The sequence below is a fragment of the Rhizobium bangladeshense genome (assembly GCF_001662075.1).
In the GTDB taxonomy this organism is placed as follows: domain Bacteria; phylum Pseudomonadota; class Alphaproteobacteria; order Rhizobiales; family Rhizobiaceae; genus Rhizobium; species Rhizobium bangladeshense_B.
This window is the reverse complement of the sequence record NZ_LYPL01000002.1, coordinates 1-20,991: the sequence shown is the minus strand read 5'-3', so window position 1 is coordinate 20,991 and position 20,991 is coordinate 1. Positions and strand designations below refer to the sequence as shown.

General features: G+C 67.1%; 14 protein-coding genes. 6 read left to right on the top strand and 8 right to left on the bottom strand.

Features of this window, described 5'->3' with window-relative positions; genetic code table 11:
• Positions 1-38 precede the first annotated feature (38 nt).
• The gene (locus A7X77_RS03930; RefSeq protein ID WP_064681720.1) at positions 39-446 is read left to right on the top strand and encodes a hypothetical protein; all 408 of its coding nucleotides are present in this window, start codon (positions 39-41) and stop codon (positions 444-446) included.
• A 90-nt stretch (positions 447-536) separates the two neighbouring features.
• Here A7X77_RS03930 and A7X77_RS03925 read toward each other — a convergent pair whose 3' ends face one another.
• Genes A7X77_RS03925 through A7X77_RS03905 form a run of 5 tightly spaced genes read right to left on the bottom strand, consistent with a single transcriptional unit; the run spans position 537 to position 11,228 of the window.
• Complete coding sequence (locus A7X77_RS03925) at positions 537-2,618, bottom strand: SWIM zinc finger family protein (RefSeq protein WP_064681719.1); 2,082 nt, start codon at positions 2,616-2,618, stop codon at positions 537-539.
• Positions 2,615-3,784 carry a VWA domain-containing protein gene (locus A7X77_RS03920; RefSeq protein WP_064681718.1) on the bottom strand — a complete coding sequence of 390 codons (1,170 nt, stop codon included), beginning with the start codon at positions 3,782-3,784 and terminating at the stop codon, positions 2,615-2,617. The genes A7X77_RS03925 and A7X77_RS03920 overlap by 4 nt, the downstream gene beginning before the upstream one ends.
• Complete coding sequence (locus A7X77_RS03915) at positions 3,781-6,273, bottom strand: DUF5682 family protein (protein ID WP_064681717.1); 2,493 nt, start codon at positions 6,271-6,273, stop codon at positions 3,781-3,783. Before A7X77_RS03915 ends, A7X77_RS03920 begins: the two co-directional genes overlap by 4 nt.
• Entirely contained in the window at positions 6,274-7,365 is a 1,092-nt protein-coding gene (locus tag A7X77_RS03910; RefSeq protein WP_245293702.1) for an ATP-binding protein, read from the bottom strand.
• A 2-nt stretch (positions 7,366-7,367) separates the two neighbouring features.
• On the bottom strand, positions 7,368-11,228 hold the full coding sequence (locus A7X77_RS03905; RefSeq protein WP_064681715.1) for a DUF4132 domain-containing protein: 3,861 nt from the start codon (positions 11,226-11,228) through the stop codon (positions 7,368-7,370).
• A gap of 390 nt (positions 11,229-11,618) precedes the next feature.
• On the opposite strand from A7X77_RS03905, the gene A7X77_RS03900 reads away from it, so the two are divergent.
• On the top strand, positions 11,619-12,077 hold the full coding sequence (locus tag A7X77_RS03900; protein WP_064681714.1) for a GNAT family N-acetyltransferase: 459 nt from the start codon (positions 11,619-11,621) through the stop codon (positions 12,075-12,077).
• 130 nt (positions 12,078-12,207) lie between these two features.
• Here the strand turns inward: A7X77_RS03900 and A7X77_RS03895 are convergent, their stop codons facing one another.
• The 3 genes from A7X77_RS03895 to A7X77_RS03885 form a co-directional block, all read right to left on the bottom strand.
• Entirely contained in the window at positions 12,208-15,183 is a 2,976-nt protein-coding gene (locus tag A7X77_RS03895; RefSeq protein ID WP_064681713.1) for an NAD(P)-dependent oxidoreductase, read from the bottom strand.
• 282 nt (positions 15,184-15,465) lie between these two features.
• On the bottom strand, positions 15,466-15,699 hold the full coding sequence (locus A7X77_RS33760) for a hypothetical protein (protein ID WP_245293701.1): 234 nt from the start codon (positions 15,697-15,699) through the stop codon (positions 15,466-15,468).
• Between the two features lie 280 nt (positions 15,700-15,979).
• Entirely contained in the window at positions 15,980-16,891 is a 912-nt protein-coding gene (locus tag A7X77_RS03885) for a LysR substrate-binding domain-containing protein (protein ID WP_064682296.1), read from the bottom strand.
• A gap of 105 nt (positions 16,892-16,996) precedes the next feature.
• On the opposite strand from A7X77_RS03885, the gene A7X77_RS03880 reads away from it, so the two are divergent.
• Genes A7X77_RS03880 through A7X77_RS03865 form a run of 4 tightly spaced genes read left to right on the top strand, consistent with a single transcriptional unit; the run spans position 16,997 to position 20,754 of the window.
• A complete protein-coding gene (locus tag A7X77_RS03880) occupies positions 16,997-17,740 on the top strand; it encodes an SDR family oxidoreductase (protein WP_064682295.1) in 744 nt (247 codons plus the stop codon).
• A 2-nt stretch (positions 17,741-17,742) separates the two neighbouring features.
• Positions 17,743-18,444: a cupin domain-containing protein gene (locus A7X77_RS03875; protein ID WP_064681712.1), complete on the top strand. Its 702-nt coding sequence runs from the start codon at positions 17,743-17,745 to the stop codon at positions 18,442-18,444.
• Position 18,445: 1 nt separating this feature from the next.
• Positions 18,446-19,549 (top strand): flavin monoamine oxidase family protein, encoded by a 1,104-nt coding sequence (locus A7X77_RS03870; RefSeq protein ID WP_064681711.1) that lies wholly within the window; start codon positions 18,446-18,448, stop codon positions 19,547-19,549.
• On the top strand, positions 19,546-20,754 hold the full coding sequence (locus A7X77_RS03865) for an MFS transporter (RefSeq protein WP_064681710.1): 1,209 nt from the start codon (positions 19,546-19,548) through the stop codon (positions 20,752-20,754). Before A7X77_RS03870 ends, A7X77_RS03865 begins: the two co-directional genes overlap by 4 nt.
• Positions 20,755-20,991: the final 237 nt, after the last annotated feature.

Below are 20,991 nucleotides of genomic sequence, written 5' to 3'. Positions count from 1 at the left end.
GCTTCGCAGCCAATGCGTCAGAGATCAGGGACGACACGATGAAACTCCGCACCATCACCGCGGCCGGGCTTGCCATTGCGCTTGCCGGATGCACGACCATTCCTTCCGCCGGCAATCCGATCGAGGCCCGCTGGGTCGGCAAATCGGCCGGCATCTTCTTCGCCGCCTACGGGCCGCCGATCAGCGACCGCGAGGAAGGTGCGAGCACCATCTATACCTGGCGCGGCGGCTACAAGAACGTGCGCATTCCGGCCAAATATGCCGAGGGCGCCGACGGCAAGCGCGGCAAGCAGATCGCCGCCGCCCGCACCGCCTATCTGCGCTGCCACGCGGAAATCACCACCAATTCCGATTACACGATCCGCGACATCCGCACCGTCTCCGACATTCCCGGCGTCAACGGTCCGTCCTACTGCGCCGAGTTCCTGGCGCCCGAACAGAAGTAACGGACGGCTCGTCCGGCATATGGAGACAGGCGGCCCAAGTGCCGCCTGTTTTCGTTTGGGCTTCTGACGGTTTCTGCGTCGGGGATTGCCTCAGAGCATCCGCACCAGGGGCAGCCCAGGGTCGATACGGGTCATCAGGTCAAGCGCATAGGCGGCGCGCAGCAGATGATCGGCACGGCTGCGGCCGGGGGCGGCGGCAAGCTTGACGAGGAGCGCGCCGGCCAGCGCAAGACCCGCTTCATCGAGCTTCCGGCCCAATGCTTCCATGCGCTGCAGCCGCTCGGGATCTTCCATCCGCCCGCCAAGCTCGGCGAGCGCCAGGATTTCGTCGAAGGCGGCCGAGACCAGCCTGAGGCTTGCCGCCTGCGGGCGCGCCATCGCCTCGAAGCGCCCCTCGCCTGCCGGCCGGCGCTCGGCCAACCCCGATAAGGTCAGGCTTTTGGTCAGACGCGACAGCAGGCTCGGCCTTTGCGTAATCGCCGCCGAGGGCGGCGGCGGCAGGTCCAGCATGGTCAGCCTGTCGGCGCCGAATCCCACCGGCGAGAGCACGATTTCGGCGCCGCGGGCAACGGCCAGAACCGAAAGCAGCGACGGCTGGCGGGCGCTGATGGTCCCGAGCAGGGCGAAATTGGCCTCCAGCCGGTCGTCGCCCTCGATTTCCAGCTCCAGCCAGCGCCCCTCGCCGTCCTGCACCGGCCAGCGTCCGACCTGCGCCACGCCGTCGAAACGCAGCGGCCCGAAGCGCGCCGGACGCAGGATCAGCGGCTCGGCGCGGCGGGGCGGGGCGGCGAGCTTCGGTCGGAAGGCGCGCGCCAGGCGCGTCGCGCATTGGCTCCAATCGTCGATGACGACGCCATCGATCCTGGCGGTTGCCGCCTCCCAGCCGGCTTCCAGCAGCTCGGCCCGGCCGCTGCCGGTGTGCAGGCGGCCATCGCCGCTGACAGCAGCCCCCTCGAGGCGAAAGGCACTGCCGGCGATTGCCGCAAGCGAGCGGCCGAAGACGGTTTCGCCGGTCGCGGCATGACTTGGCGTAAAGCCCGGATCGCTGCCCGGCGCACGCGCCAGTGTCGCGCTGAAGCTTCGCCCGTCGGCTGCGAGATAATAGCCGGTGACGCCGCGCGCGCCGCTTTCGCTCTGCCACAGGCGCAAGCCGCAGCCGACGAGATCGATTGTTTCAAGCGGCTGCGGCGCTTGCCCCGCCGCACCGAAAAGCAATGGCGCGTCGGGAGCGGCCTGAAGCGCCTGCGTCAGCGCATAGGCGCGCGCCAGCATGACGAGCAGCTCGGCCGGATCGGCGGCATCCAGCCGCTCGCGCCGCCGCCGGATCATCGCGGCGATGGTGCGAAACTCGCCGGCAAGCCGCGGCATTGCCTCGGCGCGCGAGGAGAGCACCAGATCGCCGATGCGCTCTTCGAGGCCGGCAGGCGCCTTCGACAACGCCTGGCGGGCGGCATCGCAGAGCAGCGCCGCCGCCTCTTCGAGCACGCCGGACGGCAGCTTTTCCGGCTCTTCCAGTGCTTGGCCGCTAGCGGCGCCGCTCTCGACCGGGCCGCGCACCGCAAGGAGGGCGGCGGCATGCAGCGTGGCGCGCTGCGAGGCCGCAGCCTTGGAGATCATGCCGGCCGGGCCGCCGCCGGCTGGATAGAGCACCTGGGGATGGTCGCCAAGCTGAATGCGCACGGCATTGGCGCTCGTTTCGATCCTGACCGCATCCGCTTCGAGGGCGGAAAGCAGCGTTTGCGCCTTGATATAGGCAGCGCGGCCGAAGGCGCGGGCGATGGCATCCTCGCCGAGCGCAAGGATTTCCGCATGCGCATCCGCAGCAGCCGCCGCCGGGGCCAGCTCGCTTCCGGCTGTCACAGGCGCATCGGCCGAGGCTCCCTCCCCGGCATCGCGGATGACCAGGATGCCGGCCAGGATGTGCCGGCAAAGGCCGGTCGCCGGGCAACTGCAGCTTGCCTGGGAAAGCGGCCCGGCGGAAAGCCGCACGCTCTCGCCATCGGCTTCGGCGAGCGCCGTTCCGCCCTCCCAGCCGCTCAGGCGCACCAGGCCGGCCTCGACGTCCCGGCGGGCGCGGCGCAGCAGGCCCTTGGAGGAAGCCGCCTCCAGCAGCGCGTCGCCGAGAGCCGCGGCATCGAACCTTGCGGCATTTTCGCTCCTGGGCCCGCTCACCTGATATGCCCCGCAACCCAGTCGGCGAAATGCTCCGGCGTCAGCGCGGCGATTTCCATGCCGGCATCGACGAGGCGGGCTGCCGTATCCCGGTCATAGGCCGGCCGGGCCGCCTCATCGAGAGCGGCAAGGCCGAGCAGCTTGACCCGGGCGCCGGCAAGCCGGCGGACGGCGGCAAAGAGCGGCGCCGGCGGCGCGCCTTCGCAAAAATCGGAGACCAGCACGAAGATCGTGCGCTGCGGCTCGGCAATATGCGTCGCCTCGCAATAGGCGACCGCCCTGCCGATATCGGTGCCGCCGCCGAGCTGGACCGACATCAGCACGTCGACGGGATCGCCGACCTCGTCGCTGAGGTCGACCACCGACGTGTCGAACAGCACGAGCTTGACGGTTACCGCCGGCAGCGTCGACAGTATCGAAGCCATGACGGCGCTATAGATCAGCGAGGTCGCCATCGATCCCGACTGGTCGATGCAGAGCACGATCCGCCAGGGCAGATGCCGGCGGGCGGCGGCATGGAAATGCAGATGTTCGGCGATCAGCACACGCCGCTCTTGATCCCAGTTCTTCAGGTTCTTGCGGATCGTCTGGTTCCAGGCGATGTCGCGGGCGCTCGATCGGCGCGCCGTCGTCTCGCCGCGCCGCCTGGCGCCCGATAGCGCCCGGCTCGTCTGCAGGCGAAGCCGCTTGCTGAGTTCCTCGACGACGCGTTTGGCGACCTCGCGGATCTTGGCCGCGATGACGGGATCGGAACGGCCGCGATGGGCAAGCAGCGCGGCCAGCAGCGACGGATCGGGATTGAGCTCGGCGAGCGCCTTCGGATCGTCGAGAAGCTCGGTCATGCCGAACCGGCCGAGCGCATCTTTCTCCACCCGCTCCAGCACCGATTTCGGAAACAGCGAGCGCATCTCGCCATACCATTCCGGCAGCGTCATCTGAGACGGCTCCGTGCCGCCCTTGCGGTTCTTCTTGTCCTCCGGCCCGCCGGTGCGGATGCCGCGGCGGCGATAGGATTCGCCGTAGACGCGTTCCAGCACGGCGTCGCGGCGGGCGTCGGCGCCGCTGCAGCAGCCGGAAAGCTGGCGCTCGGCGAAGCGGCCGAGCACCAGGCGCCAGCGGCGCAGGCTCTCCCGCGACGTCTTCCGGTCGTCTTGCTGATCGCTCATGATGCCGGCTCCTCCAGCCAGGCGCCAAGCCCGTCCGCCCACACCAGCTCGGCAAGCGTGGCGTTGAGGCGGGCATTGGCCAGCATTTCGGCCTCGGTCGGGCCGCCGGAAAAGCGCGGCGCCAGATCGAGGGAGGTGCCCTTGGCCTCGGCGATGACGGCGGCGAGCGCGTCGGTCTCATCGGGCCCAAGAGCGGTGAAGGCAAGGCGCAGCGGCGCCAGCACCTCGATGAATTCGGCCTCGTCGAGGCCGGCGAGCACCAGATCGAGTTTGTCCAGAAGGGCCGGCGTGCGCTTGAGCAGCGCCGGCTGCACCGCCAGCAGGCCGGTCAGCGGCTCCACCCGGGCGGGCGGGGCGCCGACGCCGAATTGCAGCGGGCCGATGATGCGGGTCGAAAGCGCCGCAGCGCTCACCCGGCCCGACATATGGGCGATCGCGGCGACCGCGCCCGCCGCCCGCGGCGCCAGATCGCCGTCGAGCAGGGCGCCTATGCCTTCGTCGAGAAGATCGAGATCGAGCCGCTCTTCGTCATCGCCGGCCGCAGCGCCGGCCTCGGCGATCTCGTTCAGCGTCGCCAGCGCTTCGACATAACGCGGCACATCCTCCTCCTTGGCGCCTTCCAGGTCGGGCAAGAGATCGATGGCGCGGCGATAGGCGGCAAGGCGCAGCGCATCCGGGCCTGGCATGCCGGCAAAACCGAGGATCTTGCGGCCGCGGCGAAGATTGTCGAGCAGCGACAGGCAGAGCGCGACCCGGCCGAAATCCGGGTCGGCGGCAACGGCCGGGCCGATCGCCGCCATCAGCGCGCCGCAGGAGCCGGCAAGCCCGGCCTGGCCGGCGATCATCAGCAGGCGGATCGCGGCAAGGGCGTTGCGCGCCTTGCCTTCCTCGCCGAGCGCCTCGACGCTGCGCGACAGCACGGCGTCGGCCGCACGCTCGATCGTATCGCCGTCGATCGACAGCGCGACCAGCCGGCTTTCGACGGCCGGCGACCACCGATAGGTCCATTCCTCGAAAAGCACGTCGGTGGCGGTGCCGCCCACCCAGTCCGGCCCGCGCATGCAACGGCCGAAGCCGGTGCCGAGCAGCGACATGGCATGCAGGAAGCGGCTGGCGGCGAGATGCCGGGGCTTGCGGTGGATATCGAGCAGGCGGCTGCGCTCGGTGCCGTCCTCGATGCGGAAACCGAGCGCGCGGGCCCGGCGGCGCACCGCCTCGACCAGCGGCGGTGCGCCGGCGCCGCGCGGCACCTCGCCGATGCCCTCGCCGGCAAGCTCAGTCAACAGCACCTCCATCAGCGGCGAGCGATCGCGCGGATCTTCCCCCTTCACCAGGCAGGAGCGCGCCGCATCGATGATCTCAGCCCGCCCCGGCCCCGGCAATCCGCGCAGATCGGCAAGCGCCCTCGCCTGGGCGACGGTCGCGACCAGCGAAGGCAAAGGCGGCGTGAAATTCGGCCGGTCGCGGCGCAGACGCGCGGCAAGCGCCAGCACCACATCCGTCGCCGTCTCGGTGAAGGGGTCGTCATGGCCTTCGCCGACCTGCAGCTGCAGCCGCTCGTACCAGTGTGGCGAGGGCATGCCGGCGCCGTAGCCGTTGATCCGGTCGAGGTGATCATGGGTGTAGCGGATCAGGTAGGATTTCGTGCGGACGGGCGTATTTGCCTCCGGTGCCGTGCCGCTCGCCTCCGCCGGCGGATCGATCAGCACGGGCGTGTGAAAGCCGCCGGTGACGACGGCGATCGGCCCTTCGCCGGGCAGGAGCGCCGCCTTCGCCATATCGGCGCGCATGCAGGCTTCACGGGCCAGCGTGTCGTCGGCGGCGATCTCGGCGGCTGGGGTGGCAAGCCGCGACAGGGCGCAGTGAATGCCGACATCGCGGAAAAAGCCGCGCCAGTCCTTTTCCCCGGCGCGGGATTCGAACAGCCTGTCCCAGGCCTCGTTGAAATCGCGCACGCCGAGCCGCTTCACCAGGCCTTCGGCATAATCGGAATAGGCAAGCTGACCCTCATCGGTCAAAAGCGCCGGCGCGGTCTCCTGCCCGCCCGCCGCCTGCCCCTCGCCGTCTTCGCCTTTCCTCTCCTTTCGGGCGGCGGCTAGGCGGGCGCCGCTTTCGCGGTCGGCGGCAAGGACCGGGCAGCCGGTTTGCCCGGCGAAACGGAGTGCGGCCCATTCCGGTGACGTGGCCGAGAAGGGCCAGTAGCCCACGGGAAGGCGCTCGTCGGACGGGCTTTCGCCGTCGGCGACGGAAACGATGGCGATCGGCAGCCTGATATCGGGATGCGACAGGAGCGGCAGCAGGCCGGAAAAATCGGACGGCATTTCCAGCACGATGGCGCGCGGGCGGATTTCGGTGAGCGCGGCGGTCAGATGAAGCGCGCAGGCCGGGCTGTGGTGGCGGATGGGGAAGAAGAAAAACCCGCCTTCGCCCGACGTCAGCCGCTCTCCATAGGCCGCAAAGGCCTCGCGTTCTGCCGCCTCCGCCTCCATTCAGTCGAGCCTCAGGGCGCGCGCCGCCTCATAGAAGGAGCGCCAATCGCCGCCTGAGCGGGCGCGGTCCTTGACGACGTGATCGACATAGGACTTGAACTTGCGGCCGTCTTCCGGATCGTCCTTCAGCACGATGCCGCCGATCTGCCGGGCAAGATGGGCGCCCGTCACCATGCCGTCGCCGAGATAGGCGGCTTCGAGGGCTGCCGCATGCGCGACATTGACCGCCTCGGCCGTCGACATGACGGCGGCCGGCTTCTGCAGCGTGACGCCCTCGGCGGTGCGCCCGGCTCTGAGTTCCTGGAAGCAGGAGACGAGGATGGCAAGAGCCGCCTCCGACAGCTCGGGCTTGACGCCTGTCGGCGCCAGGCGGTCGGAAAGACGGCGGCGGATCAGCTCGCGTTCGAAGGCGGGATCGGAGATCGGGTGCACGGTTTCGAAATTGAAGCGGCGCTTCAAGGCGCTCGACATTTCGCTGACGCCGCGGTCGCGCAGGTTCGCCGTGCCGATAATGTTGAAGCCGGGTGCAGCGCGCACGATGGCGGCATCGCCCAATTCCGGAATGGCGATCATCTTTTCCGACAGGATGGAGATCAGCCCGTCCTGGATCTCCGGCGGGCAGCGTGTCAGCTCCTCGATGCGCATGACGAGGCCGGCGCGCATCGCCTGCAGCACCGGCGAGGGCACTAGAGCCTTTTCGCTCGGGCCCTCGGCGATCAGCAGCGCATAGTTCCAGCCATACCGCAGATGCTCTTCCATCGTGCCGGCCGAGCCTTGCACGACGAGACGGGTGGAGCCGGTGACGGCGGCGGCCAGAAGCTCGCTCAGCATCGATTTCGCCGTGCCGGGTTCGCCGACAAGCAACAGCCCCTGCTCGCCCATCAGGCTGACGATCGCCCGCTCGACGAGCGCATCGTCGCCATAGAATTTGCGCGATATGCCGAGCGCGGCATCGCCGAGCACGAAGGAGCGCACCGCCCGCGCCGACAGCCGCCAGCCCGGCGGACGCAGCCCCTTGTCGGTCTCGGCGAGCCTGGCGAGCTCGGCCGCATGGAGGATTTCCGTCGCCGGACGAAGTGCTGACTGATCCATCTTCACCATCCGGCCTTCTTTTCCCAAGCGGCATCGAAGCCGGTGCCCTTGTCGGCAATGGCGCGCAGATCGTTCCATGTTTCGCTGAGCAGCACCGGCGGCACCTTGGCAAGCGGCGTCTCACCGCCATAGGCCACCCGGCCGCCCGGCTGGATGCGGGCGAAGCGCATCTCCGTCAGCGCCTTCGGCACGCGTTCACTTTCGCCGATATAACTACCGGTGAATTCGATGATGGCGGCAATGCCGCAATCGCCGAAGCTCTTCTCATAGGTGTAGAAGCCGGCGCCATCCTCGACCGGCCCTCTGATATAGCCGAGCCCCTCGGCGGCCGAGCGCAGCGTCAGATTGTCGATCATCCAGCCCTTGCGGTCGTCGATGCGCTTGGCATCCGGCTTCTCGCCGGAGAGGACCGGCCGGTCGAGCTGCTCGAACAGCGGCTTGACCTCGTAGTCGGCCAGATGGACTTTCCAGGCTTTCGCACCCGCCTCGCCGAGGCTGGCGCGATGGGCGATCGAGATGCCGGCAAAGTCTTTGAGAACGACGGGCGCATCCTCGGCATCGGTGAAAGTGCCGTCGTCGAGCGCGCGGAAGCTTGCGATAATCTTGCCCTTGTCGTCATGGCCGGCCAGAATCAGGCGGCGCAGCAGCCGGCCGACGATCGGATGGGCGAGCAGGAAGGTTTCGAAATCCTCGCGCGGCCAGATGCGGGCGGCGCACATGGCCTCGTAGAGACGGCCGCTCTGCAGCTCCACCGTCTGCTTCAGCTCCTTCTTGGCGCTGGAAAGCAGCTTCTTTGCCTCTTTCGCCTCTTCCGCCTCCTCGGGATCGGCCGGGGTCGGCAGCGAAGCGATCGGCTTGCCGTCGGGATTTTCGAGGATGAGCTTCATTTCCTCTTTGCCATTCTTGGCCGCTTCGGCGACGAGCCGGGCGCGATAGAGGCGCTCGCCGATCGGCAGTTCGAGGAAGCCGTCCTCATCGATGCCGGCAGAAGGGATGGTGCGGTCGCCGAGCTCGGCCGGCGTCCAGCCTCGACCCTCGGCAAAGGCGGTGATCAGCTCGCCGGCATATTTGCGCATGCCCGGCTGCTTGTGGCGCTGCGAGGCGATCAGCACGAGCTGCAGCACCTGGGGGACCGGGTTTGCCATCAGCGCGTCGATCAGCGCCCGGCACTGGTTCGGCCGCTTGCCGTGCTCGCGCAGGTAACGCTTGGCGAGAAGCGTGGTCTCGGCCGGCGGCGCGAAACGGGCGAGCGCCAGCAGGCCGCGATGATCGAGGGCGCTGTTCAGGTAGATCGCCAGCTTTTCCCGGCGCAGCTCGGCGAAGGCCAGTTCCTCGGTAAAATCCTTGCGCCACTTCTTGGAATAATCGTAGCGCTGCTTGGCATTGGCGGCCGCATAGGCATTGGCCTCTTCGCTGGTCGGGCGCTGCGTGTCGTAGGAGATGAAGGCAGCGACGATCGCCGCTCCCAGCCGCTCGGCATCCCTGCGGTCGAGGCGTTCGAGCGCCATGTGGATCAGCGGGTCGCCGCCCGGCATTTTCAGCTTGTGCGACCGGGCGAACCACCAGCGCACCAGCACGGCCGAGACCTCGCGACCATCTGCCCAATGCAGCACCGGCAGGTTTTCGGCATCAAACAGCGGGGAATAATCGACCTTGGTTGATGCGAGCCCCTTTTCGGCCTCGGCAATCAGCGCGTCCTCGGCGAAAAAATCGGAGGTATCGTCGCCGCAGGCGGCAAGGGCCGAAAGGGCCGCCGCCTTGACCGCGACGGATTTCTCTTTGGCAATGGCTGCGCGCAGCGGCGCGATGGCATTGGCGTCCCGCCGTTCGGCCAGCCAGCGGGCGGCGGCAAGGCGCTTGCCTTCCGGGCCGGCCGTCAGCATCGGCGTGATCAGCGGCGTGAGATCGTCGACCTCACGCAGCAGGTGGCGGGCAAACTCGCGCTGGCGCACGCCGGCCTGCAGGGCGCGATCGGCCACCAGCGGGAAATAGCGGCGCGGCAGCTTTGGAAAGAAGCGCAGCCAGGAGAAAATGAAATCCTCGGTCCAGCGCTCCTTCAGGCCGTCGCCGGCAAGGGCGGCGTCGATCGCTGCAAAATTCTCGGCCAGCAGCGGCCAGACATTGGCCGGCGCAGGCTCTTCGATCAGCTCTGAAATGTTGACATAGGCCTTGTCGAAAAGCGCGCCGCCCATATCGGCGAAGGACGGCGCCCCGGCAGCGGCTGCGATGTCGGCGAGAATCCGCATATCGGCGCCGGCCCTGATGCGGGCAACGATCTCATGGTCGGGTCCGCGCACCCAATAGTTCTGCACGCCGAGCACGGTGCGCAAAATATGCTGCCAATGGCGCCCATCGGTCGCCTGGAAAAGCAGCCGCGACAATGCCTCGAAGGAAATGTCGGCGCGGGAGAAAATCGCCTTCAGCCCGCTGCCGTGCACCTGGTTCCGCTGCCGCTCCCAGTGAGAACCGCCCTTGTCGTCGATTGCGGTCCAGACCTCCCGCCGCTGCGCCTCGGTCAGGCGACTGCCGGACATGGCGGCGGCGATGTGCTTGGCAACCGCCGGGTCGAACGGCGCCGCAAAGGGGCGCGCCGGCCGCTGGTTCCACTCCTTGCCCGGCGGCGTCTGGTCATAGTCGATGCGGGCGGCCGCATTGACGTCGGAAAGCAGCTTGCGGAAGGCCTCTTCCAGGTCGGCCGGCAGCGGCATTTCATTGCCGGAGGCGGCCGGCGGCGCGGCAACGAAACTGCCGTCGATCGCGACATAGCCGTCGGCATGATCGGCCTGGCCGTCTTCGACCGGCCCGGCGGCGCCTGCGGCATAGGTGGCGCGGATCGTTCCGATCGCTGCAATCACCGTATTGGATTTTTCCTGGCCTTCGTGCTTTTCGAGGATCGGCAGGCACCGCTCGCGCAGCGATGCGGCGAGGATATTGACGCCGGCGAGCCGCTCGTTCGCCTTGCGGGAGGCGAGAAGCGCCTCGGCCCTGGCCTGGACCTTCTCTGCGTCAGCCGCTTTCAGCGCATTGGCGGCTGCATCCCGGACGGACTTGGCGCCGTCGCTGGCCATAGCGAAGGCGAGATCGAAGAAATGCGGGTCCCGGTCGATGAGGCCGTTCTGGCCGATGAAGCTGATCATGGCCTCGCGGCCGCCTGCCGCAAGGCCGCCGATCGCCCTGGCCGCCTCCTCCGGCATGGCGGCGATTGCCTCGGCAAGGCCCGGAAGCTTCAGCATCCGTTGGGTCAGATTTCCGTAAGGCACGTCACCGTCGGCAAAGGTGCAATCGATCAGCGGCGCGACCGAAGGAGCAAGGCCGGCGGCCGCCATCATCTCGAGCATGCGCTCGGCGGTGAGATAACCCAGCGGATCGCCCTTTGCAGACATGCGCGAATCGAAAAGATGGCTTGCCACGCGCAGCCAATGCGGCGACCGATCGCTGCCGGGAAAGTTCCAGGGCCGGTTCTGCTGACAAAACTCGCTGTGCAGCAGCAAGTAGCGATGGAGCGCTGCGGCATCGAACCCTTCGAGGCCGAACATCACCCGTTCCCTTGCCTTGCTGCGCTTCTCCACTTCCGCCTTGTTTTTCCAATCATCGGCACTGGCGAGAAAAGCGTTGTGAAGCCTGATGCGGAATTCGTCCTTGGGATTCTTCAGAAGGTTCCTCAAATGAAGCACGCTCGCGTCGCCGGCGCTCGACAGCACGAAGCCGGCAAGGGCCTTGCCGAGCCCCTTCTCCACCGCCTCGAAGGAGGCGAGGTCGGCGACGACGGCGTCCCTGTCGTTCACAGTCAGTCCGCTTCTGCCGCGGTCGCCATCCGCGTCGGAACGACCGCGCAGCAGCCTCTTCAATCCCTCAACGAACATCGTCAGTCCCTCCTCGCTCGCCCTCCTCACCGGCATTGCCCTCAGCAATGACGGGTAGCCGAGTCTTTCAGTTCACGCGTCTTGGATGGTGCCGAGGCCAGATGGCGTTTGTCGGAAAACAGGGGCAGCGCTGGCATCGAGCATGGGCGGCAATCCGAAATTTCTTCTACAAATTAAACCCGTAAGCCATCGGTCTTTATGACGGTGCCCTAGGGAGTTGCGTTGGTCTCTTTTCAACCGTCAACACGTTGGCCCGCCTCACACCAAGGGCTAGGCAAACAGTCATGGTCCGAAGCGCAAACTTACCGGCCTCGGCAAAAAATGCAACCACTGGATGATTGTAGTGAATGCGGCGATTGAAGGATATTCGACCGTCACAAGAGTCGTCACATGAGCGAGCCTATCCAAATCCAGCCTGCGCGACGTGACGATGCGGCGGAAATTAGTGAGCTTGTGCGTCACACGATCCGCGTCAGCAATTCGGTGGACTATCCGCTCGACATCATCGAACGGGTCGCCAGCAATTTTTCTAAAGAAGCAGTCCTCGGATTTATCGCGAACCGTGACGTTTGGATCGCGCGCAAAGATGGTCCGATCATCGGCACCGCCAGCCTTGACGGGAACACGGTTCGCACCGTGTTTGTTTCCCCAGCGGCCCAAGGACAAGGTGTCGGCGCGCGTCTTCTGGAGGCTGTGGAAAGCGCTGCCCGTTATAAGGGAATAGGCGTGCTGCGTGTCCCGGATTCCCTGACCGCGCATGCCTTCTATTCCCGTCACAGCTACACCGACCTGCGGGAGCTTCTGCACGGCTACGAGCTAACATTCCTGATGGAAAATCAGCTCGTGTAAGTGGGATATCCGCCGGCAACAGGCCGAGGCCCGCTGCCGCGCGTTCGCTATCGTTTGCCTTTCGCCGCTGGGGCCGACACGGTTCGAGCAGCTGTTGAAAATCGCTGCCCGCCGAGCCGGCCGATTGAGCTCAGCCCTCCGCCGGCCCGTAGAGGCCGAGCTCATCGAGAAGCGCGCGCTGGCGGTCGGCGTTTTCGACCAGGAGGCCGGTGTAACGCTCGACGATCCGCGCGCGGTGGCCGGGATCGGAAACGGCCGACAGCGCGCCGGTGATGGCGGCGATCCTTTCCGAGACCTGGCGCAGTTCCTCGAGCAGTTCCGCCTTGCGGCCGGCTTCAGCCACGACCTGCTTCGTCACCTTGCCGATGCCGGCCGGCGTGCGGCTGCCGCCCGAGACGTAGCCTCCCGGCAGGTCGCCCTTGAGATTGACGACGGATTTGAAGCGGATGACATCGAAGATCTGGTCGACCGCCTGCCTGGCGCCGGTCACCCGCGAGGGGTGGTCGGTATCGGCGGCGGCATGCGGCAAGAGCTCGAGCTTGCCCTTGTGGCGTTCCTCGAGCGGCAGGTAGGGCAGCATCGGGCCGCTGAGCCTGCCGGTCGCCGCATCCCTGAAGAGATCGGCGTCGATCGCGGCATGGGCGATCTTGCCGGAGGACAGTGCTGCGTCGAGCGCACCGGTATCGACCACTTCGCCGCGGTCGTAATTGACGAGCACGGCGCCGTCCTTCATGGCGCCGAACACCTTGGCATCGACGGTGCCGGCATTGGAATAGGTGCCGGTCGCGGCATCCAGGCGGCCGAGGCCGATATGGACGGAGAGCACGTCGGCGCCGCTTGCCGCTTCGACCGGGCTTGCGGCATAGTCGAAACCTTCCGCCTCGATCCAGCGCCTGTGATGCTCACGGGCATAGATCGCCACTTTCATGCCGAAGGCCCTGGCGAGCTTGGCGACTTCACGGCCGATATTGCCGTAGCCGAGAACGGCAAGCGTGCGGCCCTCGAGCTTGGCCGTCGGGAAATCCTTGAGCTGGCGGCCGGTATCGAAATCGCCGCCGGCGACCATGCGGTGCAGCCGGTCGACCGGCAGGTCGGGCACGACCTTCAGGATCGCCTTGAAAGCCATCTGGGCGGTCGCGCGGCTGTTGATGCCGGGCGTGTTCATCAGCGGCGCCTCGCCGCCCTCGCCATTGCCGCCGCCCCACGAGGCCGAGCCCATATTGCCGGTGCCGGCGCCGATGCGCACGCCGCCGAGCGGAAAGATTGAGGCCTTCGGGATGAAGGTCGCCGCCGCGATCAGCGCGTCGTATTGGCCCCTGTCGGTCTGCGGCAGGATCTCCGTCTCGGTGCTGAGGTTCGGCTGATAGAAGAAATGGATGCGGCCCTTTTCGAGGCTGGCGCGATCGCCGAGCGGGCCGAGATGGAAGACCCCGCCCTTCTCCTCAATATAGGCCTTGACCTCGCTATAATCGGGCTCGCCGTCGGCGCCGAAGCGCAGGCCGACGAGATCGGCGATCAGCACCGTATAGGCGCGGTTCGGATCGTCCTTGCGCACGGCGCCGTCGGCCTTGGCGGGCGCCTCGAAGGTGACGCCGTGTTTGGCTAGCTCCTCCTCGAGCACGACGATCTTGGCTCTGAGATAGGCATATTGCAGGTTTTCCAGGAGCGCCACGACATCGTCGGGCTCGCGGATGCCGCCGACCCAGGCGCGGTAGTCGCCCGGCGTGCCCGGGAAGGCGTTGACATAACGGGCGGCGTCGAGGCCGGGCTCGTATTCGCCGTTCGGATGGGTGATGCCCTCATAGCCGAGCAGCTGTTTCGAACGGGCGATGATGCGGGCGTGGATGCCGGCATCGCTGATGTCAGCGTCCTCGACCTTCAGCAGCGTCACCGCCGCGCCGCGGCGCTCGGCATCGGCGACTGCAAGCGACAGCAGCGGATGCGACTTGACCCATTCGTCGATCACGGCGCGGTTGGCGGCGGAGCGGCGGTTGAGCTCGACGACCGAGCCGACCCGAGCCTCCGACTGCAGCAGGCCGAAGGTGGTCTCGGCAAAGGCGAGCGCGCTATAGGTGTTGATGACGCCGCCGAGCATACGGTCTTCGGCCGGATCGTAGAACGGGCCGGCATCGACGGAGCGCTTGGCCGAAAACGGCTGGCGCGGATCGATCGGCGGCGCGATCTTCAGCTGCCGCGGGATCGCCCAGGCGGGATCCTGCTGGTTCTTCTCGATCAGCGCCAGCGCATGCGGCGTGAAGGAGGCGACGAAATAGCCGGAGATGCCGCCGATCGCCTTCTGGAACGGCATGAACAGGCAGCATTTCGCCATGACGGCGCTGACCAGTTCCGGCTCCCACGGCATGGCGCCGAGCATCGAGGTGGCGTCGAACACCGCATGGCGGTTGGCCGGATCGCCATCGAGCCAGTTCAACAGCTCGTGGATTTCGCCGCTGGTATAGGCATTGGCCCCAGTCGTCTCGTGGCCGACGCCGACGAAGATCGATACGCCGAGCGCCGTCAGTTCGGCCGCCGTCGGGATCACGCCTTCAGAGGCGGCAAAATGGATGCGGCTCTCGCAGCCTTTTTCGGCGAAACGCTGCATCTCGATCAGCTGTGTGGCCCAGGACTGGCGGAAGAAGCCGGCGGCCTTCGACGGATCGCTCTCCGGCCGCGGCGTATCGACATAGACGCGCTGGCCGGCATCGTTGGCATTCATCAGGTGCTGGATGCAGACGGTGAAGCCGCTATGGCCACCGCCGAGACCGACCGCCATGCGGTTGACCTTCGGGAAGCCGAAATAGCGATGGATCGCCCGCATCATGTCGGTCAGGATCTTGTCGGCGGGATAGCCGCGATGCATGCTGCGGGAAATCTCGGCCGTGGTGAAACCGCCGATATCGTTGCCCCGGTCGTCGAACTTGCGATAGGTCTTCTCGATCCAGGCGTCGAAGGCGATGCGCCGCAGGCGGCTGTCGACCTCGTCGGCCGTCGCATCGGTGATCGGCCCGACGCCGAAGAACGGGTTGGACGGCAGTTTCGGCGCGCCCGACGCGGTCTGTCGAAGGGCGCTCAATCGCTGTTGCTGCATCTGCGCGATATCTGTCATTGCCTGCCTGTCTCTGTCCGGAGCTGAAGTTGCCTTCATGGTGAAGCGACTGTTCCGGCAAGACAACCTCATATGCGCCGAACGACAGGCGAAACGCGTCATCGGCGCTGCTGCCGTTCATTTGTGGTGCGATTGGCAGCGGGCCGCGAGGCTCTCTCCTGCGAGGGAGATCGGCGAGTGGTCGCCGTCTTGTCAGTTGAAACGAAGCGCCCGCCCGCATGGCTCCTCAGCTCGAGCCCGAGGACGACAGAGGGTGAGGAGTGCGGGCGGCACGGGCCGCAGCTACGCCAAAGCGACCATCAGGACGGTTTCAGGGGATTGGCGCGCCAAAGGCATCGGCGCGCTTCTTTCCTCTTCGGCGAGCATCCTGATCCAGTCGCGCAGCGATAGCGCCGCGGCAGGAAGCTCGCGGGTGTTGTTCCAGGTGAGATAATAGGCACCGGGGTCGGCAACGACCAGATCGGTGAAGCGCGCCAGATCCCCCTTTTCGACCAGGGGCCGACGAGACGGTGCCATCCGACGACCAGCCCCTGGTCGGCCATCGCCGCCTGGAGCGCGACGCTGAATTGCCGAACCGTCTTCCGCTGGCGGCGTGATACGGCACGCCGCCGCGCAACAGCACCTCTTCCCAGCCGGTCCAGCCGGGCTCGACCCACTCGACATTCAACAGCGGCAGATCGGCAAGATCGGCGGCCGAGGCGCCGGCGTGCCGTTCGGCAAAACCCGGGCTGCAAAGTGCGGCTCAGGCCGGACGAGTCCCAAGATTTCGACGGTGATGCCGAAGCCTTCGATGCGATCACGCTTGCGACGCGCGCCCTTGAAGCCAGTCGTGAAACGCTGCGACCTCGTGGCGGCGCAAGGCCTTCTGTGCGGCGACGATGTAATAGGCCCATTTCACCGGCCACCTGACATCCGGCAGCAGATGCACGAGGCGGCCGCTCTCCAGTTCCTGCGCCACCAGCGCCTTGCGGACAAGCGCCACGCCTCTGCCGGCGACGGCCGCATGGATGACGGCCGCGGTCGAGTTGATCTTCAAGCCGCGGTCATCGGGCGCCTGGTTCGCCCCGGATCTGGCCAGCCACTCGCTCCATGTCGGAAACTCGCCGCCGGGATGCGGCGTGCCGTCGTGGATCAGGGTCTCGCCGGCGATCCAGCCGGCCGTCACCTGCCGATCGGCGGGCAGCAGCCGGGCATGGCAGACGGCGATGATCTCCTCGCTCATCAGGAAGGTCGACTTGACGCCCTTCCAGGCGCCGAGCCCGCAGCGTATGCCGATATCGGCTTCGCCCTGGGCGAGATCGATCAGCCGGTCGGAGACATCCAGCCGGACGTCGATCCTGGGATAGTGCGCGGAGAAATCGTCGAGCCGCGCCAGCAGCCAGTTGGCGACCAGGGCCTGCGATGCCGTCACGACCACGACCGAACGCGCCTTGCGACCGCGCAATTTGCGCAGGCCCGCCTCGAGCAGGTCGAGGCCGGCGGCGATATCCTCAAGCGCCTCCCCGGCCTCGTCGACCGGCGTCAGCCGCTCGGTGCCGGAACGGCTCCGTCTGAACAGGGGATAGCCAACCCAGTCTTCCAGCGAGCGGACGAGCTGGCCGACGGCCGGCGGCGTCACGTCCAGTTCGGCAGCCGCGCCGACGAAGCTGCCGTGCCTGGCGGCGGCTTCCAGCGCCTGCAGCGATTTCAACCGGGTCAGGTCTCTCATGGCGCTCACGGCAAAGATTTTCTTTCTGTTCGATATGCGCCGTTTTCCTCGCCAATGCAATTCCCACCGCTATCCTGACGGCAAAGGGATCAAGAGGTCAGGATGATGCTTCAGGGAAAGACGGCGTTGATTACCGGCGGTTCGAGCGGGATCGGCCTTGCTGCCGCGCAGATGCTGCGCGACAATGGCGCGCGCATCGCCATCACCGGACGATCGCGGCAAAAACTCGATGAGGCGGCCGCTGCGCTCGGCGGCGATGTGCTTGCCATCGCGGCGGATGTTTCTTCGCTCGCCGACCTCGCGCGGGTGAGGACCGAGACCGAGGCGGCATTCGGATCGCTCGACATCCTGTTTGCCAATGCCGGTGCAGCGCTCGCAACACCGCTGGCGACGACCGACGAAGCAACCTATCACAACATCATGGATGTCAATGTGAAGGGCGTCTTCTTCACGGTGCAGGCGGTGCTGCCGCTGATGCGCGACGGCGGCTCCATCGTCCTCAACACCTCCTGGCTGAACCAGGTGGGCACGCCCGGTCGGGCGATCCTTTCGGCCTCGAAGGCGGCCGTGCGCTCCTTCGCCCGCACCATGTCGGCAGAGCTGCTCGACCGGAGGATCAGGGTCAACGCCGTCAGCCCCGGCTCGATCGAGACGCCGATTCATCGCGGCCGGGACCAGAGTGCGGAAGAGTTTCGCGCCTATGCCGAACGGGTCGGCAGCCAGGTGCCGCTCGGCCGCATGGGCAGGCCGGAAGAGATCGCCGCCGCCGTGCTCTTCCTGGCAAGCGACGCCTCGAGCTACATGCTCGGCGCGGAAATCGTCGTCGACGGCGGCAGATCGGAGCTTTGACCATGCTGCTCAACGAAGACCTTTCCAGGCGCACCCTCGTCCACGCCGCCCGGCTCGACTGGGTACCGAGCCCGGCCAAGGGCGTGGACCGGCGCATGCTCTTCCGGATCGGCGAGGAGAAGGCGCGCGCCACCTCCATCGTCCGCTATGCCGCAGGCAGCCGGTTTTCCCATCACCAACATCCCGGCGGCGAAGAATTTCTTGTGCTCGACGGCATCTTCCAGGACGAGAGCGGCGATTTCCCCGCCGGCAGCTATATCCGCAATCCGCCGGGCAGCGGCCATGCGCCGGGCAGCGACGGTGGATGCACGATCCTGGTCAAACTCTGGCAATTCAAGGCGACCGACCGCCAGCGCCTCGTCCGCCTGCCCGGCGAGGGTCAGCCCGGAAGCCCGCGTCCCGGCGTTGCCTCCTCCCTTATCCTGTTCGACGGCGCCAACGAGCGCGTGATGATCGAGGACTGGCAGCCGGATGCCGATATCGACATCGAAAATCGGCAAGGGCTGGAACTGCTGGTGATCGGCGGCGGCTTTAGCGAAGCCGGCGAGGTTCTCGAGCGCTGGAGCTGGCTGCGCCTGCCGGCCGGCAGTAGGCTTCGCGCCAAGGCCGGTCGCGGTGGCGCGCGAATCTGGTACAAATCGGCGCCGCTGCTGCATGCGGACGTCTGCGCCTTCGACAATCGTCAACCGCCCGGGGACACGTGACATGAAGACTTGCAAGGTCGCCGTCGTCGGCGCCGGCCTCGCCGGGCTTTGCGCCGCCCGGGCGCTGAATGCCGCCGGCATCGATCTCATCGTGGTGGAGGCGCGGGATCGGCTCGGCGGGCGCATCCTTTCGGCCGACGAAGCCGGCCTGCCGGCGGAAGACGGCTTCGATCTCGGCCCCTCCTGGTATTGGCCGCAGATGCAGCCGGCGATGGCAAGCCTCGTCGGCGAACTCGGCCTCCCCGCCTTCGCCCAGACCAGTGAGGGCGATGTCGTCTTCGAACGGATGTCGCGCGAGAAGCCGCAGCGCTATCGGCCGGTGGCGATGGAACAGCAGTCGATGCGGCTGGCCGGCGGCACGGCGGCGCTGGTGCAGGCGCTTGGCCGGGAACTTGCCAGCGAGCGCATCCGTCTTGGCAGCAGGGTGACGGCGATGGCCTTGAACGACGCCGGCGTCCGCCTCACCCTGACAAGCGGCGACGGCAGCGTCGATGTCCTGCAGGCCGATCACGTCATCGCCGCGCTGCCGCCGCGGCTCTTGGACGCAACGGTGAGCTTCACGCCGGAGCAGGATCGCGCGACCGCCGGCCGCTGGCGGCAGACGCCGACATGGATGGCGCCGCATGCGAAGTTCTTCGCGCTTTACGACCGGCCCTTCTGGCGGCTCGACGGCCTTTCCGGGACGGCGCAGAGCATGGTCGGCCCCTTGGTCGAAATCCACGACGCCACCACCGCGTCCCGCAAGGCGGCGCTGTTCGGCTTCCTCGGCGTCGGCGCCGGCCAGCGCGCCACGCTCGGCGACGCGGCTTTGAAACAGGCCTGCCTCGGGCAGCTGGCAAGGCTCTTCGGGCCGGCGGCACTGGCGCCGCGCGCCACGCTGCTGAAGGACTGGGCGGCGGATCCGCTGACGTCAACCGCAGCCGACCAAACCGGCGGCGATCATCCGCTGCCGCGGGACGATCATTGGGTGGCAGGCGCGTGGGATCAGCGCCTCCACCTTGCCGGCAGCGAGACCAGCCCTTCCGAACCCGGCTATCTCGCCGGCGCCGTCATCGCCGCCGGCCGCGCCGTCGCCGACATTCTCTCCAGCATGGATCGCACATGAACATCCTTTATCAGCCCGCGGCCGAGACGCGCGCGGCCAGGCGCAACGCCTGGGTCCTGACCGTCGCGCAGGCCTTCGGCGGCGCCAATGCGCCGGTCGTCGTTTCGCTCGGCGGGCTGGTCGGGCAGCAGCTGTCGCCGGACCCCAGCCTCATCACCCTGCCCGTCAGCCTGCTCAACCTCGGGCTGGCGCTCGGGACGCTGCCGGCCGCCTGGGTGATGCGCCGGTTCGGACGCAAGCCCGGCTATCTCCTCGGCACGATGATCGGCGTGGTCTCGGGGCTGATCGCCGCCGTCGGCATCGTCTTCTCCAGCTTCCTGGTCTTCTGCCTCGGCACCTGCCTTGCCGGTTTCTACTCCTCCTATGTCCAGAGCTACCGCTTCGCCGCCGCCGACAATGTCAGCGGCGGGCAAGCGCAAAAGGCGATCGCCCGCGTCATGGTCGGCGGGCTTGCGGCTGCGATCATCGGGCCGCAGCTGGTCATCTGGACACGCGACGCGCTGCCGGGAACGCCGTTTGCCGGAAGCTTCCTCAGCCAGGCGGCCCTGGCAGCCCTCGCCTTCCCGGTCCTCTGGCTGCTCCGCTCGTCGGCGCCGCAGACGCTGCAGGGAACAGAGAGTGCCGGCGATCGCCCGCTTCTGACGATCTTGACCTCGCCGCGCTATCTGCTCGCCATCGCCACCGGCGTCGTCTCCTATGGCCTGATGACCTTCGTCATGACGGCGTCGCCGATCGCCATGGTCGGGCACGGGCACTCGATCGATCAGGCCGCCCTTGGAATCCAGTGGCATATTCTCGCCATGTATGCGCCGAGCTTCGTCACCGGACGGCTGATGGTGCGCTTCGGCAAGGAGCGGGTGGCGGCCGTCGGCCTTTTGCTCATCGCCGGTTCCGCGGCCGTCGCGCTTTCCGGCTTCGACATCGCCCATTTCTGGCTCTCGCTGGTGCTGCTCGGGATCGGCTGGAACTTCGGCTTCATCGGCGCCACCGCCATGGTGGCCGGCTGCCACACGCCGGCCGAACGCAGCAAGGTGCAGGGCGCCAACGATTTCCTCGTCTTCGGCACGGTCGCCTGCGCCTCCTTCTCGGCCGGATCGCTGCTCCACAGCTCCGGTTGGGAAACGATCAACTGGATCGTACTGCCGGCCGTCACGCTGGTGCTCGTTCCCCTCGTCTGGCGCGCCGCCCGGCCGATGCCGGCCTAGAACAGGATGATTTTAGGCCCCGGTCGGCCTAAAATCTGAATCCTGTTCTACATTAAAGAGTTAGAGCATGATGTCGTCCGAAAACCGCTCACACTTTTCGGCATCATGCTCTAGGCTGTGGTGACAAATTAACGAATTGGGATTCCGTTTGAGGAGCAAATCAGATTCAACGCTGACTTTTGGAGGTCAGCGATGGAAGGTGAAGTTCTCCGGGACGATCAGTGGGATCTGTTGAAG